This window comes from Microbacterium oxydans (genome assembly GCF_000956525.1).
GTDB lineage: Bacteria > Actinomycetota > Actinomycetes > Actinomycetales > Microbacteriaceae > Microbacterium > Microbacterium oxydans_A.
The window spans coordinates 113,226-126,691 of record NZ_JYIW01000025.1; the positions used below are offsets into that span (position 1 = coordinate 113,226).

General features: G+C 68.3%; 14 protein-coding genes. 7 read left to right on the forward strand and 7 right to left on the reverse strand.

Annotated elements, in window-relative coordinates; translation table 11 throughout:
• Positions 1–2: 2 nt before the first annotated feature.
• The 3 genes from RS83_RS10915 (at position 3) to groL (ending at position 2,653) form a co-directional block, all read left to right on the forward strand.
• Complete coding sequence (locus tag RS83_RS10915; RefSeq protein WP_045279559.1) at positions 3–260, forward strand: DUF3263 domain-containing protein; 258 nt, start codon at positions 3–5, stop codon at positions 258–260.
• 71 nt (positions 261–331) lie between these two features.
• Positions 332–910, forward strand: a complete 579-nt coding sequence (locus tag RS83_RS10920; RefSeq protein ID WP_230114577.1) for a LytR C-terminal domain-containing protein — start codon at positions 332–334, stop codon at positions 908–910.
• Between the two features lie 123 nt (positions 911–1,033).
• Positions 1,034–2,653, forward strand: coding sequence for a chaperonin GroEL (gene groL / locus RS83_RS10925; RefSeq protein ID WP_045279561.1), 1,620 nt, complete (start codon positions 1,034–1,036; stop codon positions 2,651–2,653).
• A gap of 105 nt (positions 2,654–2,758) precedes the next feature.
• On the opposite strand, the gene RS83_RS10930 is transcribed toward groL, so the two are convergent.
• The 3 genes from RS83_RS10930 to RS83_RS10940 all read right to left on the reverse strand — a co-directional run bounded on the left by RS83_RS10930 (position 2,759) and on the right by RS83_RS10940 (position 5,596).
• Entirely contained in the window at positions 2,759–3,046 is a 288-nt protein-coding gene (locus RS83_RS10930) for a WXG100 family type VII secretion target (protein ID WP_045279562.1), read from the reverse strand.
• A 131-nt stretch (positions 3,047–3,177) separates the two neighbouring features.
• Positions 3,178–4,863, reverse strand: coding sequence for a sensor histidine kinase (locus tag RS83_RS10935; protein ID WP_045279563.1), 1,686 nt, complete (start codon positions 4,861–4,863; stop codon positions 3,178–3,180).
• A 40-nt stretch (positions 4,864–4,903) separates the two neighbouring features.
• Positions 4,904–5,596 carry a response regulator transcription factor gene (locus RS83_RS10940; RefSeq protein ID WP_045279564.1) on the reverse strand — a complete coding sequence of 231 codons (693 nt, stop codon included), beginning with the start codon at positions 5,594–5,596 and terminating at the stop codon, positions 4,904–4,906.
• A 110-nt stretch (positions 5,597–5,706) separates the two neighbouring features.
• Between RS83_RS10940 and RS83_RS10945 the strand changes: the two genes are divergently transcribed.
• Positions 5,707–6,714, forward strand: a complete 1,008-nt coding sequence (locus RS83_RS10945; protein ID WP_052679077.1) for a CPBP family intramembrane glutamic endopeptidase — start codon at positions 5,707–5,709, stop codon at positions 6,712–6,714.
• A gap of 21 nt (positions 6,715–6,735) precedes the next feature.
• Here the strand turns inward: RS83_RS10945 and RS83_RS10950 are convergent, their stop codons facing one another.
• From RS83_RS10950 to RS83_RS10960, 3 genes are read right to left on the reverse strand one after another with little or no spacing between them, the layout of a single operon-like run.
• Positions 6,736–8,382, reverse strand: a complete 1,647-nt coding sequence (locus RS83_RS10950) for a DNA repair helicase XPB (protein ID WP_045279565.1) — start codon at positions 8,380–8,382, stop codon at positions 6,736–6,738.
• Between the two features lie 36 nt (positions 8,383–8,418).
• Positions 8,419–10,128 carry a helicase-associated domain-containing protein gene (locus RS83_RS10955; RefSeq protein WP_045279566.1) on the reverse strand — a complete coding sequence of 570 codons (1,710 nt, stop codon included), beginning with the start codon at positions 10,126–10,128 and terminating at the stop codon, positions 8,419–8,421.
• Between the two features lie 11 nt (positions 10,129–10,139).
• Entirely contained in the window at positions 10,140–10,415 is a 276-nt protein-coding gene (locus tag RS83_RS10960) for a hypothetical protein (RefSeq protein WP_045279567.1), read from the reverse strand.
• A gap of 115 nt (positions 10,416–10,530) precedes the next feature.
• Here RS83_RS10960 and RS83_RS10965 point away from each other — a divergent pair, with 115 nt between their 5' ends.
• Both RS83_RS10965 and RS83_RS10970 read left to right on the forward strand, forming a co-directional pair.
• Complete coding sequence (locus RS83_RS10965; RefSeq protein ID WP_045279568.1) at positions 10,531–10,911, forward strand: cold-shock protein; 381 nt, start codon at positions 10,531–10,533, stop codon at positions 10,909–10,911.
• The gene (locus RS83_RS10970; protein WP_045279569.1) at positions 10,895–11,527 is read left to right on the forward strand and encodes a DUF3027 domain-containing protein; all 633 of its coding nucleotides are present in this window, start codon (positions 10,895–10,897) and stop codon (positions 11,525–11,527) included. Before RS83_RS10965 ends, RS83_RS10970 begins: the two co-directional genes overlap by 17 nt.
• A gap of 10 nt (positions 11,528–11,537) precedes the next feature.
• Here the strand turns inward: RS83_RS10970 and serC are convergent, their stop codons facing one another.
• On the reverse strand, positions 11,538–12,650 hold the full coding sequence (gene serC, locus RS83_RS10975) for a phosphoserine transaminase (RefSeq protein WP_045279570.1): 1,113 nt from the start codon (positions 12,648–12,650) through the stop codon (positions 11,538–11,540).
• 99 nt (positions 12,651–12,749) lie between these two features.
• Here serC and RS83_RS10980 point away from each other — a divergent pair, with 99 nt between their 5' ends.
• A complete protein-coding gene (locus tag RS83_RS10980) occupies positions 12,750–13,451 on the forward strand; it encodes a metal-dependent transcriptional regulator (protein WP_045279571.1) in 702 nt (233 codons plus the stop codon).
• Positions 13,452–13,466 lie beyond the last annotated feature (15 nt).

The window sequence follows — 13,466 nt, forward strand, 5'->3', positions numbered from 1 at the left end:
CCATGCTCGGAGACCTCACGGAGCGCGATCGCGCGATCCTCGCCATGGAGACGGCATGGCCGCGCCACAGCGGTGCGAAGGAAGAGGTCATCCGCGCCCAGCTCGGCATGAGCGCAGCACGCTACTACCAGCTGCTCGGCCGCCTGATCGAGTCGGACTCCGCGCTGGAATACGATCCGATGCTGGTGCGCCGGCTGCGCCGGATCCGCGATTCTCGTGCTTACACCCGCAGCACGCGCACCCCGGGCTTCGTCGGCTGAGGCGGTCAGGGGCGAGCGACCGGCCGGAGGCTCTTCGCGGTCTGCCAGGAGTGTGCCGATAGCATCGAGGGGTGTCCAAGCCCTCTCGTGATCGATTCGACGACGTTCCCCGCACCTCAGGCCGAGTCGGCGCACATCGTGCAGAGGCGCCAGGGATGAACGGCTGGGTCGTCCTCCTGTGGTCGTTCGTCGCCGCGCTCGTGCTCATCATCGCCGGCATCTTCGGCTCGCTCGTCGTGATGGGGCGCATCACGCTGTTCCCGGAAGCCGTCCCGACCTCGGCGCCGACGCCGGTGGAGACCGGTGTGGTGGATCCCGCGTTCTCGGTGCTGATCCTCAACGCGACGCCCGACGGCGGTCTCGACGAGCCGATGCGCGATCTCCTCATCAACAACGGCTGGGCTGCCGACACGGTGTTCGCGAGCGACAGCGAGAGCGCGGACTTCGCCACGACCACGGTCTATTACGTGCAGGATGACGACGAGCTCGCGGCGATCGGCCTGGCCAACCTCATCGGCGGCGCCGACGTGCAGCAGAGCGACTTCTACGCGCAGATGAACGAGTCGGGGGCGGAGCAGCTCGTCGTGGTGATCGGCCTCGATCGCGCCTCGACCGCGCCCGAAGCCCCGGAAGACACGCCGGCCCCCTGATCGGTGTCGCCGCGCGTCTGCCGCGGCTTGCACTCGGAGGGGTCGAGTGCCAGAATGGCGTTAGCACTCTCACACTCTGAGTGCTAAACCCAACGTCTACGTCCAGGAGGGACGAAAAAACTCATGGCAAAGATCATTGCTTTCGATGAGGAGGCCCGCCGCGGCCTCGAGCGCGGCCTGAACATCCTCGCCGACGCGGTCAAGGTGACCCTCGGCCCGCGTGGCCGCAACGTCGTCCTCGAGAAGAAGTGGGGCGCCCCCACGATCACGAACGACGGTGTCTCCATCGCCAAGGAGATCGAGCTCGACGACCCGTACGAGAAGATCGGTGCGGAGCTCGTCAAGGAGGTCGCCAAGAAGACCGACGACGTCGCCGGTGACGGCACCACGACCGCAACGGTCCTGGCTCAGGCGCTCGTCCGCGAAGGCCTGCGCAACGTCGCAGCCGGTGCCGACCCGATCTCGCTGAAGCGCGGCATCGAGAAGGCCGTCGCAGCGATCACCGAGGAGCTCCTCGCCAGCGCCAAGGAGATCGACTCCAAGGAGCAGATCGCCGCGACCGCTTCCATCTCCGCTGCTGACCCCGCGATCGGCGAGCTCATCGCCGAGGCGATCGACAAGGTCGGCAAGGAGGGTGTGGTCACCGTCGAGGAGTCCCAGACCTTCGGCACCGAGCTCGAGCTCACCGAGGGCATGCGCTTCGACAAGGGCTACCTGAACCCGTACTTCGTCACGGACCCCGACCGCCAGGAAGCCGTCTTCGAAGACGCGTACATCCTGATCGCGAACCAGAAGATCTCCAACATCAAGGACCTTCTGCCCATCGTCGACAAGGTGATCCAGGACGGCAAGGAGCTCGTCATCATCGCCGAGGACGTCGAGGGCGAGGCTCTCGCGACGCTCGTGCTCAACAAGCTCAAGGGCATCTTCAAGTCGGTCGCCGTCAAGGCTCCCGGCTTCGGCGACCGCCGCAAGGCGCAGCTGCAGGACATCGCGATCCTCACCGGTGGTCAGGTCATCACCGAAGAGGTCGGCCTGAAGCTCGAGAACGCCACGCTCGACCTGCTGGGTCGTGCGCGCAAGGTCATCGTCACCAAGGACGAGACCACGATCGTCGAGGGTGCCGGCGAGGCAGACCAGATCGACGGTCGCGTCACGCAGATCCGTCGCGAGATCGAGAACACCGACAGCGACTACGACCGCGAGAAGCTGCAGGAGCGCCTGGCGAAGCTCGCCGGTGGCGTCGCCGTCATCAAGGCGGGTGCGGCGACCGAGGTCGAGCTCAAGGAGCGCAAGCACCGCATCGAGGACGCCGTCCGCAACGCGAAGGCAGCCGTCGAGGAGGGCATCGTCCCCGGTGGTGGCGTCGCGCTCATCCAGTCGGGCACGAAGGCGCTCGACGCCCTCTCCCTCACGGGTGACGAGGCGACCGGTGCGAGCATCGTCCGCGTCGCGATCGAGGCTCCGCTCAAGCAGATCGCGCTGAACGCCGGTCTCGAGCCGGGTGTCGTCGCGAACAAGGTCTCCGAGCTTCCTTCGGGCCAGGGCCTGAACGCGGCAACGGGCGAGTACGTCGACATGTTCGCAGCCGGCATCATCGACCCCGCGAAGGTGACCCGCTCGGCACTGCAGAACGCAGCCTCGATCGCGGCACTCTTCCTCACGACCGAGGTCGTCGTCGCCGACAAGCCCGAGAAGGCTTCGGCTCCGATGGGTGACCCGTCGGGCGGCATGGACTTCTGATCCAGCCGGATCAGGGCTCCAGAGCCTGCTGAACACGGAAACGCCCCGACTTCGGTCGGGGCGTTTCTGCGTTCGGGTCAGGCGCACCTGCCCCGAGGAGCGCGCTCAGCGGAAGAGGCTCGCGGAGTACTGATCGGCATCCGCGTACTGGGTTGCTGCGGACCCGAGGGAGCCGCCGATCGACTCCAGCGCCTGTTCGATGTGCAGCTGTGCTCCGCGCCACTCCTCTGCACAGCTCTGGAAGGCGTTCGATGCGGTACCGACCCATGAGGACTGCAACTGCGAGAGCTGGGCCATCAGGGTCGCGGATTCGCCCCGCATGCGCTCCATGGTGGCGCGGGCAGCGCCGTGGGCGGCCTGGACGGCCTCGGTGTCGACGGTGAAGACGGACATGGGAAACTCCTTCTCGGTTGGAGCTTCGACGCTATGCGCGCGGCGGCCGCAGCACGGCTGATCCCGGCTGTGCGGCTCAGCTGCTGTGCGCAACATCGGCGCAGCCTGCGCTGTGCGGGAGAGGTGAGCGGTCAGAGGTCCAGGCGCTCGATCGGTTGCGTGTCCTCGAGCAGGTGCTCAGGCGTCGCGCGCGAGGGGGCCAAAGGCAGGGTGACCGTGAAGGTCGCGCCGCCGCCAGGGGTCTCCGAGACGGCCACGCTGCCGTGCAGCGCCTTCATGATCGACGCCACGATCGCGAGACCCAGACCAGAACCGCCGGTCTCCCTGGCACGAGACGTGTCAGCGCGCCAGAAGCGCTCGAAGATCTGCTCGCGGATCTGCGGCGGGATGCCCTCACCGTGATCGACGATCGCGATGCTCCCGGTGCCGCGAACGCGGTCGGAGTCGACCACGATCTCGATCGCCCCGTCCTCGGGCGAGAAGCGACGAGCGTTGCCGAGCAGGTTGGTCACGACCTGGCGCACCTTGTTCTCCTCGCCGAGAACGATCGGAGGGGTGCGTACCGGTGTGTCTGCGGTCTCGGAGAAGTCGATCCCCGGCGGCTCTTCGGAAGCCTGGCGCGTTCGACGACGGAGCCGGCCCAGCGTGCCGCGGGTGAGGCTGCGGGGCATCGGAGCCTCGACGGTCTGCTTCGGGATGCTGCGGGTCGGCGCTGAGACCGACTCGTTCGTCAGGTCGATCACGCTGACCGTCCGGCCAGGGGCGGCAGCGCGGAGGTCGAGCGCGGCATCCCTGGCGATCGGCCTGAGGTCGAGTGAGACGATCTCCGGTTCGCGCTCCTCGTCGAGCCGGGCGAGTGCGAGCAGATCCTCCACCAGCACGCCCATGCGGATGGCTTCCTTCTCGATGCGCTCCATCGCGCGGGCGGTGTCCTCCTCGCCCTTGATCGCACCCATCCGGTAGAGCTCGGCGTAGCCGCGCACACTCACCAGCGGGGTGCGCAGTTCGTGGCTCGCGTCGCCGATGAAGCGCCGCATGTGCGAGACCGTGCGATCGCGCTGCGCGAGGGACCCGTCGACCCGATCCAGCATCGTGTTGATCGCGGTGTTCAGGCGCCCGACCTCGGTCGTCGGCTCGAGGTCGGTGAGCCGCTGGCTGAAATCTCCGGCCGCGATCGCCATCGCCGTCGACTCGACCTGGCCGAGGCGTCGGAACGTCAGGGTCACCAGCCCGCGGGTCAGGAGCGCCGCGATGAAGATCGTGATGAAGGCGATCGTGATGTAGATGCTGAAGTATTGGCTGATCACACGATCGGCGGCGGCGACCGGGAGTGCCACGACCTGGATCCGCAGCGCGCCGCCATCAGCGGTCACGGTGGCGACCGCCGCGCGGAAGACCCTGCCGTCGGCGCCGAAGATGTCGAACACCTTGTCCTCGTTCGCCTGCGCACGCTGCAGCGAGAACTCCGTCTCGAACACGGGCGGCGACGAGGTCGTGCTCCCGGCGGTGGCGAGGAGCGCTCCCTCGGCGTTGTAGATCGCGAAGAAGAAGTCCCGCGGCTGCTCGTCCTTCGGGGTGTAGACGGTCGTGCCATCGACGGACGTGACATCGAGGTATCGGTTCACGAGGTCGCTCGACACCACGGCAGGCAGCTGTCCGTCGATGTTGGCGACCAGTGCGGACCGCAGCAGCGGCACCGTGCCGATACCGGCGATCAGCAGACCGAGGGCGAGCAGCGCGACGGTGACACCGGTCACCTTCGCGCGAAGGCTGATCCGCCGCCACCAGCTGGTGACCGCATCGGGCTGTTGCGCCATGCGGTCCTCCAGGGTGCGGCGTCGTGCGGTGGGGTGAGCGTCAGGCCGACTTGCCGACCTTGAGCATGTACCCGAAGCCGCGCTTGGTCTGGATCAGGGATTCCTCGGTGTGCGGATCGATCTTGCGGCGCAGGTACGAGATGTAGCTCTCCACGATGCCGGCGTCGCCGTTGAAGTCGTACTCCCAGACGTGGTCGAGGATCTGCGCCTTCGACAGCACTCGGTTGGGGTTGAGCATGAGGTAGCGCAGCAGCTTGAACTCGGTCGGGCTGAGCTCGATCTGCTCCTTGCCGACATGCACGTCGTGCGTGTCCTGGTCCATCGCGAGCTCGCCGGCGCGGATGACCGACTCCTCGTCGGCCTGCATCGTGCGCCGCAGGATGGCCTGTGCGCGCGCGACGATCTCGTCGAGGCTGAACGGCTTGGTGACGTAGTCGTCGCCGCCGGCGTTGAGACCCTCGATCTTGTCGTCGGTGCCGTCCTTCGCGGTGAGGAACAGGATCGGGGCCGTGAATCCGGCGCCGCGGAGACGCTTGGTGACGCTGAATCCGTTCATGTCGGGCAGCATCACGTCGAGGATGATGAGGTCCGGCTCCTCCTCGAGCACGGCGGAGATGGTGGCGGCGCCGTTGGCGACCGTCTTCACCTGGAACCCCGCGAAGCTGAGACCGGTGGAGAGCAGGTCACGGATGTTCGGCTCGTCGTCGACGACCAGGATGCGCGCAGCTGTCATGACCCCATTATGGTGACTCCACCCATGATGATGCTGACATCGCTCGGAATGGCGCGGTCTCGGTCGCCGGTTCGCCTCTCGCTCACAGGCGAATCCGCCAGGATCGAAGGATGAGCTCGAACGAGGACGACACCGCCGCCCCCGCATCCCTGACCGCTGAGGGAGGCGTGCAGGTCGAGGAAGTCGCCTACCACCGCCTCGCCCGGCTGCGGCCGCGCGCTCGCTGGTGGCGGATGCTCCTGACCGGTCTCCTCGGCATCGCGCTCTATGTCGTGATCCTCCTGCTCCTGGTGATACCGCTCGGGATCGCCTCGGTGCTCATCCCCGCGTGGGGCGCCGAACTGCAGGTGCTGCTGACGACCACGCAGTATTTCGATCTCGACCGCCCGTGGCTCCTCGTCGCGCTGGTGCTTCCGCTGATCCTGATGATCCCGGCGCTGCTCGCAGCATCTCGGATCGTGGAGGGGCGCGGCATCGGGCTGTTGTCGTCGGTGACCGGACGCCTGCGCATGGGGTGGCTCGGAAAGAGCCTCGCGCTCGCGCTGGCCGTCTTCGTCGTGTACTTCGCTGTGCTGCTCGGTCTCTCGGCAGCCACGGGCGACGCGATCGTCGCGGACTTCTCGCACCCTGGGCTCTGGGTCATGGTCGCGCTGGTGCTCGTGCTGATCCCGTTCCAGGCCGCCGCCGAGGAGTACGTGTTCCGCGGATACCTCATGCAGCTGGTCGGCGGATGGCTCCGGCATCCGGCGTTCGCGATCCTGCTTCCGGTGCCGCTGTTCGTGCTCGGCCACGGCTACGACGTCTGGGGAGCCGCGAGCGTCGGCGTCTTCGCGGTGGTCGCTGCCTGGCTGACCTGGCGAACCGGTGGACTGGAGGCCGCGATCTCATTGCACATCGTGAACAACGTGCTGATCTTCCTGCTCGGCTCCGTCGCCCTGGTCGATGCGAACGCGACCTCGGGCGGACCGATCGACCTGCTCGCCTCGACTGCCGCGATGGTCGTGTACGCGCTGCTCGCCGACAGTTGGGCGACGCGGCTCGGCATCGCGCGCACGAGGACTGTGCGGGTGCTCCCTCCGGTGGGAACCCATGCGCTGCCAGACGTGCTGCGCGGCTGATCGCCACGCAACACGTCTGCGTCAGGCTGCTTCGAGGTCGTCCGCGTCGAGGATCGTGTAGCTGTATCCCTGCTCGGCGAGGAATCGCTGCCGGTTCTGGGCGTAGTCCTGATCGATCGTGTCGCGCGCGATGAGCGTGTAGAAGCTCGCGGTGTGACCCGACTCCTTCGGACGCAGCAGGCGACCGAGGCGCTGGGCCTCCTCCTGTCGAGATCCGAACGAACCTGACACCTGGATCGCGACGGATGCCTCCGGCAGATCGATCGAGAAGTTCGCGACCTTCGACACGACGAGCAGTTCGATCTCGCCCTCGCGGAACTGACGGTACAGCTCCTCGCGCTCGTCGATCGGGGTGGCGCCGGTGATCTGCGGCGCGTTCAGCGCCTCCGACAGCGACTCGAGCTGGTCGAGGTACTGTCCGATCACGAGGATGCGCTCGCCGGGGTGCTTGGCGATCAGCTCCTTCACGGTGTCGATCTTCGCCGGGGCGGATGCCGCGAGCCGGTATCGCTCGTCATCCGTCGCGGCCGCGTACTCCAGACGGTCGTCCGGCGGCAGGTCGACCCGCACCTCGTAGCAGGCGGCAGGGGAGATGAAGCCCTGTGCCTCGATCTGCTTCCACGGCGCGTCGAACCGCTTCGGGCCGATCAGGCTGAAGACGTCGCCCTCGCGGCCGTCCTCGCGCACGAGCGTCGCGGTCAGGCCGATGCGGCGGCGCGCCTGCAGGTCGGCGGTCAGCTTGAACACCGGCGCTGGCAGCAGATGCACCTCGTCGTAGACGATGAGGCCCCAGTCGAGCGCGTCCAGCAGCGCCAAGTGCGCGTACTCGCCCTTCCGCTTGGCCGTGAGGATCTGGTAGGTCGCGATCGTGACCGGCTTGACCTCCTTGGCCTGACCCGAGTACTCGCCGATCTCCTCGGGCGTCAGACTCGTGCGCTTGAGCAGCTCGTCGCGCCACTGCCGTGCCGACACCGTGTTCGTCACGAGGATCAGCGTCGTGGTCTTGGTCGCGGCCATTGCGCCCGCGCCCACGATCGTCTTCCCGGCGCCGCAGGGGAGCACGACGACCCCGGAGCCGTCCTTCGAGAACGCATCGACGGCATCCTGCTGATACGGGCGGATGTGCCAGCCGTCCTGCTCGGACAACGTGATCTCGTGCGGCGTGCCGGGGGTGTACCCGGCGAGGTCCTCTGCGGGCCAGCCGATCTTCAGCAGCTCCTGCTTGATCTGACCTCTCGCCCACGCGTCGACGACGAAGGTGTCGGGAGACGGGTGGCCGATCAGCAAGGGCTGGATGCGCTTGTTGTTCGCCACCTGGGCGAGCACCGCCGGATCGGAGGACCGCAGGATCAGCGTGCCCTCGTCGTCCCGCTCGATGACCAGGCGGCCGTAACGGTTGACGGTCTCGCGCAGGTCGACCGCGACGGACGGCGGCACCGGGAAACGCGACCATCGGTCGAGAGTGCCGAGCATGTCCTCGGCGGTGTGGCCCGCTGCGCGCGCGTTCCACAGGCCCAAGCGGGTGATCCGGTAGGTGTGGATGTGCTCGGGGGCTCGTTCCAGCTCGGCGAAGATCGCCAGCTCGTGGCGGGCGCTCTCCGAATCGGAGTGGGCGACCTCGAGCAGCACGGTTCGATCGCTCTGGACGATCAGCGGTCCATCAGACATAGCTGTCCAGTTTACCGGGCGCTGCGAGACGCGGCGCTATGACGGGACGATCGTGGCGGAGCGGATGCTGGACACCGGCAGCGTGCGCTCGACATCGGCGGCCCGATCCCGGCCCCGCAGGCGTCCGCCGCCGAGTCCCGTCGCCTCGAGCAGCAGTTCGCGGGTGGAGCCGTCCGGCATTCCGACGGAGACCTGCAGCACCGCCTTCGCGCGTACCGCGGCCTCGAGCTCACGATCGAGCCAGGCGGCGTCGGCGTCGGGCCCCTGCTGGGCCCGCAGCCGCGCGATCAGCGGTGCGAGCTCTGTCTCGGGCGAAGCGGGCGGCACCGGCTCCGCCGCCGGGTGCCGTTCGCCGACGAGCGTTCCGCCGTCCGACCCGACGAGGGTCGCCGGGTACCGAGCATCCGCCAGCGCCCAGAAGACCGTGTCGCGGCCGACCCGTGTCGTCAGCGAGTCGACCTGCTTGGTCAGCGCAAGCGGTCGCAGCGTCTGATCGACGGACATCGCCTCGATCAGGTGCTGGTCGGTGCTCTCGATGCGCGTGCGCCCCGTCTCATCGTCCGTCGACACCCGCACCAGCCCGTGCCGCTGTGCTGCCTGTGTCACGAGATAGTTCAGCGGCTGGGGGATGCCGGTCAGCGAGAGGCCGGTGAGGAATTCGAGGATCGACTCGGCGGTCTCGCCGCCGGCGAAGGCGCGGGTGACCGACTCGGTCGTGAAGCGATACGACGAGGCCTGTGCTGCCGACTCGCGGGATGCCATCGTGCGAAGGCGGACATCGAGGGGCGGGGCGAGCGGTCCGGGCGCGATCGCGGTGAGATCGTTCTGCAGGAAGATGCGGTCGACCTCGGTCGGCAGCAGCAGGGCGAGCGCAGCGGAATCCGCAGGCTCGCCGTTGCGCAGCGGGACCGACCATTCCGGTTCCGTGCCGTCTTCGGCGATGAGCCCGAGCAGTCGAGCCGATGCGATCAGCTCCTCGCTGCGCTCCGGCCAGGTCGGGTCCCACGGATGCGCATGCGGCCACTCCTGCGGGGCGATCCATCCGCCGGTCGCGCTGCGCACGCCCCGCGGCAGTGCGTCGCGGAATGCCGTCGCCAGGATCGACCAGCGAGCCGCGGCCGATGAACGCAGCCAGTTCTCAGCGGTCGCGCTCGTGCGCAGTCTGCGGCCGTCGGCGACCGCGAGGCCGGCGGCGATCGCGATCGCGACGAGCGGATCGACGAGCTCGATCGGCACGCCCGACTCGCTGAGCTGGCGCTTCTCACCGGCGCTGACCGCTCCACCGGCGAGCAGCGCGAACGGGGAGTCGCGCGTGATGAGCAGCAGATCGGCGAGGATCGCGACGGTCGTGAACGCCCGTTCCGCGGCGTGCGCTGCGGATGCCTCCGGCGCCGGCTCGACGGTCGTGCTCCCGATCGGGGGCACCGCGTCTCGCCCGGCGAGCGCCGTGAGCACCACCGGGTGAGGTTCACCATCCGGACGCAGCAGTGCGAGTGCCGTCAGCGCGTCACGCTGGTCCCCGGCATCCGCACCGTCTGCTGCGCGCAGCAGGGCTGTTGCCTCTGCGGCCGTGAGCGTCGGCAGCGCTCGTGCGACGGACGCCGGATCGAGCAGTGCCTCCGCAGCATCGAAGAAGTCGTGCCAGGCGGCGTCCGGCCGCACCCGGCGCGCCGCGAAGAGGTGCGCGAGCTCCGCATCGCTCGCCGCTGCCAGCCAATCGGCCAGCGGGCGTGCAGGAGTGGTCATGCCGGTCTGCCTCAGGGCCGCGATGCCGCGCGACCCTTTCGGACGAAGCTCATCACGAGCAGCGCGATGATCATGACGAACGCGACGGGGAGGCCCCAGAACGGGATGGCCGCGACGATCGGCCAGACGCCGCCGCCGAAGGCGTGCTGGTCCATGCCGACAGCGGTGCCGATGATGATCGCGAAGAAGCAGATCACCGACGCTGCTGCGATCCCGAGCGCGGTGAACGCCAGGAATCGATCCAGGCGCCGGATGGGAACCTCCGGTTCCGAATTCTGCGTACTCATCCCTCACACCTTAGTCGCTCTCGGGATCGGGGTCGGCGGGCGCACGACCGGTAGGCTGGGGGAGGACGCGTGCGAACGCGCCTTCTTTTCCGCACCGACTCAGCGAGGTTCTCCCATGCCCACCGGCAAGGTCAGGTTCTACGACGAAGACAAGGGCTTCGGCTTCATCGCCACCGATGACGGCCAGGACGTCTTCCTGCACGCTTCCGCCATGCCGGCAGGCACCGCGGTGAAGGCCGGTGCACGCGTCGAGTTCGGTGTCGCCGACGGCAAGCGCGGGCTCCAGGCCCTCTCCGTCCGGGTGCTCGAAGCCCCGCCCAGCCTCGCGAAGGCGAAGCGGAAGTCTGCGGATGACATGGCGATCATCGTCGAGGATCTCGTGAAGCTGCTCGACGGCATCGGCGGCGACCTCCGACGCGGTCGGTACCCCTCCTCCAGCCATGGCCGCAAGATCGCGGCCGTTCTTCGGAAGGTCGCTGATGACCTCGAAGCCTGACGTCGACGCGCGTCTGATCGACGCACACGATCTCGCGCTCGCAGCACTGCGCGAGATCACCCCCGCGTCGAGCATCGGACCGGCGGCCGGGTACCTTCCCGAGGACGACGGCTCTGTCTCGCTGCGCTTCCAGAACCGTCTCCCCGGATACCCGGGATGGTTCTGGACCGTGACGGTCGCCCGGGTGGAAGGCGAGGAGCCGACGGTCCTCGAGATCGAACTGCTTCCCGGCGACGGCGCGCTCCTCGCCCCTGAATGGGTGCCGTGGGTCGAGCGTCTCGCCGAGTACCGCTCGCATCAGGCCGAGTTGGCCGAGCAGGCCGCCGCTGAGGCGGGCGAATCCGGCGAGGACGAGGATGCCGACGGCGGCGACCTCGACGATGACGACGCGGAGGAACTCGACGACGACGACCTCGATGACGACGAGGAGGAGGACGACGCCGAGCGCGGCACCGTCCTGCATGCCGGCGACGTCGACGGGGTCGACATCGACGAGCTCGACCCGAGCGTGACCGACGACGAGTCGGAAGACGACGAGTCGGAAGACGATGAGTCGGAAGACGACGTCGACGCCGACGAGGATGCCGACGCCGACGAGGTCGACGAGGAGGAGTGACCCCCGGCGCTCAGGCGCCGAGGTTCTCCAGCACGTAGTCCAGTGAGCGGGTGAGCTGGCGCACGTCGTCCGGCTTGATCGAGACGAAGGTCGCGACGCGCAGCTGGTTGCGCCCGAGCTTGCGGTACGGCTCGGTGTCGACGATGCCGTTGGCGCGGAGCGTCTTCGCGATCGCCGCTGCGTCGACGCTGTCGTCGAAGTCGATCGTGACGACGACGGGGGAGCGGTGCGCTGCATCCGTCACGAACGGTGTCGCGACCTCGGTCCGCGCTGCCCAGTCGTAGAGCACCGACGAGGACTCGCTCGTGCGCGCTGCCGCCCACGTGAGCCCGCCGTTGTCGAGGATCCAGCTGAGCTGGCTGTCGAGCAGGTGCAGTGTCGTCAGTGCCGGGGTGTTCAGCGTCTGGTTGAGGCGCGAGTTGTCGAGCGCGTTCTTCAGGCTCAGGAACTCGGGGATGTAGCGACCGGATGCGGCGATGCGCTCGATGCGGTCGATCGCGGCCGGGGAGGCGACGGCGAACCACAGGCCGCCGTCCGAACCGAGGTTCTTCTGCGGGGCGAAGTAGTAGAGGTCGGCCTGCGAGGCGTCGAAGTCGATGCCTCCGGCGGCACTGGTCGCATCGATGACGGTGAGTGCACCGTCGGCGACGACCCGCTCGACCGGGGCCGCGACGCCGGTCGACGTCTCGTTGTGCGGCCAGGCGTAGACATCGATGCCGTCGACGATCTCTGCCGCGACGCGGGAGCCGGGCTCAGCCTTTCGCACATCGGGTGCTTCGAGCCACGGGGCGGCGGCCGAGGCGGCGAACTTGCCGCCGAACTCACCGAAGACGAGGTTCTGGCTGCGGCGCTCGATGAGACCGAAGGCCGCGGCATCCCAGAATGCGGTCGATCCGCCGTTGCCGACGAGGACCTCGTATCCCTCCGGGACGCGGAAGAGCGCCGCGAGCTGTTCGCGAACGCTGCCGACGAGGTTCTTCACCGGGGCCTGGCGGTGCGAGGTGCCGAGGATCGACGCTCCCGATGTCAGCAACGCCTCGAGCTGCGCTGGGCGCACCTTCGAGGGTCCGCAGCCGAATCGGCCGTCGACGGGCAGGAGGTCACGGGGAATCTCGATCGCCATGCGTCGATTCTAGGGTGCGCGGCCGACACCCGATCACCGCGTCGGGGCCGATGTCCCCGCGGGAATGTAGGCTTGCCTAAGAACCTCGGAGGCCTGCACATGACCGATCTGATCGACACCACGGAGATGTACCTCCGCACCATCCTCGAACTCGAGGAGGAGAACATCGTCCCGCTGCGCGCTCGCATCTCCGAGCGCCTCGGCCACTCCGGCCCGACGGTCTCGCAGACGGTGGGCCGCATGGAACGAGACGGCCTCGTCGTCGTATCGGAAGACCGCACGCTCGAGCTCACCGACGCCGGCCGCCGCAAGGCGGTCAACGTCATGCGCAAGCATCGGCTCGCAGAGCGACTCCTGTCCGACGTGATCGGTCTCGACTGGGCGTTCGTCCACGAAGAGGCCTGCCGCTGGGAGCACGTGATGAGTGAGCAGGTCGAGCGTCGCCTCGTCGAGCTCCTCGGCCACCCGACGGAATCGCCCTACGGCAACCCGATCCCCGGTCTCGACCAGCTCGGCGACCTTCCCGCTCGCACCTTCGACGAGGGCGTGATCGGTCTCGTGCAGAAGCTGACCGCGGCCGGCGAGCCGATCGACGGCACCGTGCGCCGCCTCGCAGAGCCCGCGCAGGTCGACCCCGAGCTCCTCGAGCAGCTGCGTGACGCCGGCGTCGTGCCCGGTGCACGCGGCGACTTCCGCTTCAACGAGGGCTACGTGCTGATCCAGATGGAAGACAAGGAAGACGGCCTGGAGCTCCCGGTCGAGCTCGCCTCGCACATCTTCCTCGTCGGCGAGCCCGCCTGACCTTCGCCGTTGCGA

Excerpts from the sequence above, each read along its gene's own strand:
- RS83_RS10915 (WP_045279559.1), top strand. The coding sequence starts at position 3 with ATGCTCGGAGACCTCACGGAGCGCGATCGCGCGATCCTCGCCATGGAG.
- groL (WP_045279561.1), top strand. The coding sequence starts at position 1,034 with ATGGCAAAGATCATTGCTTTCGATGAGGAGGCCCGCCGCGGCCTCGAG.
- RS83_RS10930 (WP_045279562.1), bottom strand. The coding sequence starts at position 3,046 with ATGTCCGTCTTCACCGTCGACACCGAGGCCGTCCAGGCCGCCCACGGC.
- RS83_RS10935 (WP_045279563.1), bottom strand. The coding sequence starts at position 4,863 with ATGGCGCAACAGCCCGATGCGGTCACCAGCTGGTGGCGGCGGATCAGC.
- RS83_RS10940 (WP_045279564.1), bottom strand. The coding sequence starts at position 5,596 with ATGACAGCTGCGCGCATCCTGGTCGTCGACGACGAGCCGAACATCCGT.
- RS83_RS10945 (WP_052679077.1), top strand. The coding sequence starts at position 5,707 with ATGAGCTCGAACGAGGACGACACCGCCGCCCCCGCATCCCTGACCGCT.
- RS83_RS10950 (WP_045279565.1), bottom strand. The coding sequence starts at position 8,382 with ATGTCTGATGGACCGCTGATCGTCCAGAGCGATCGAACCGTGCTGCTC.
- RS83_RS10955 (WP_045279566.1), bottom strand. The coding sequence starts at position 10,128 with ATGACCACTCCTGCACGCCCGCTGGCCGATTGGCTGGCAGCGGCGAGC.
- RS83_RS10960 (WP_045279567.1), bottom strand. The coding sequence starts at position 10,415 with ATGAGTACGCAGAATTCGGAACCGGAGGTTCCCATCCGGCGCCTGGAT.
- RS83_RS10965 (WP_045279568.1), top strand. The coding sequence starts at position 10,531 with ATGCCCACCGGCAAGGTCAGGTTCTACGACGAAGACAAGGGCTTCGGC.
- RS83_RS10970 (WP_045279569.1), top strand. The coding sequence starts at position 10,895 with ATGACCTCGAAGCCTGACGTCGACGCGCGTCTGATCGACGCACACGAT.
- serC (WP_045279570.1), bottom strand. The coding sequence starts at position 12,650 with ATGGCGATCGAGATTCCCCGTGACCTCCTGCCCGTCGACGGCCGATTC.
- RS83_RS10980 (WP_045279571.1), top strand. The coding sequence starts at position 12,750 with ATGACCGATCTGATCGACACCACGGAGATGTACCTCCGCACCATCCTC.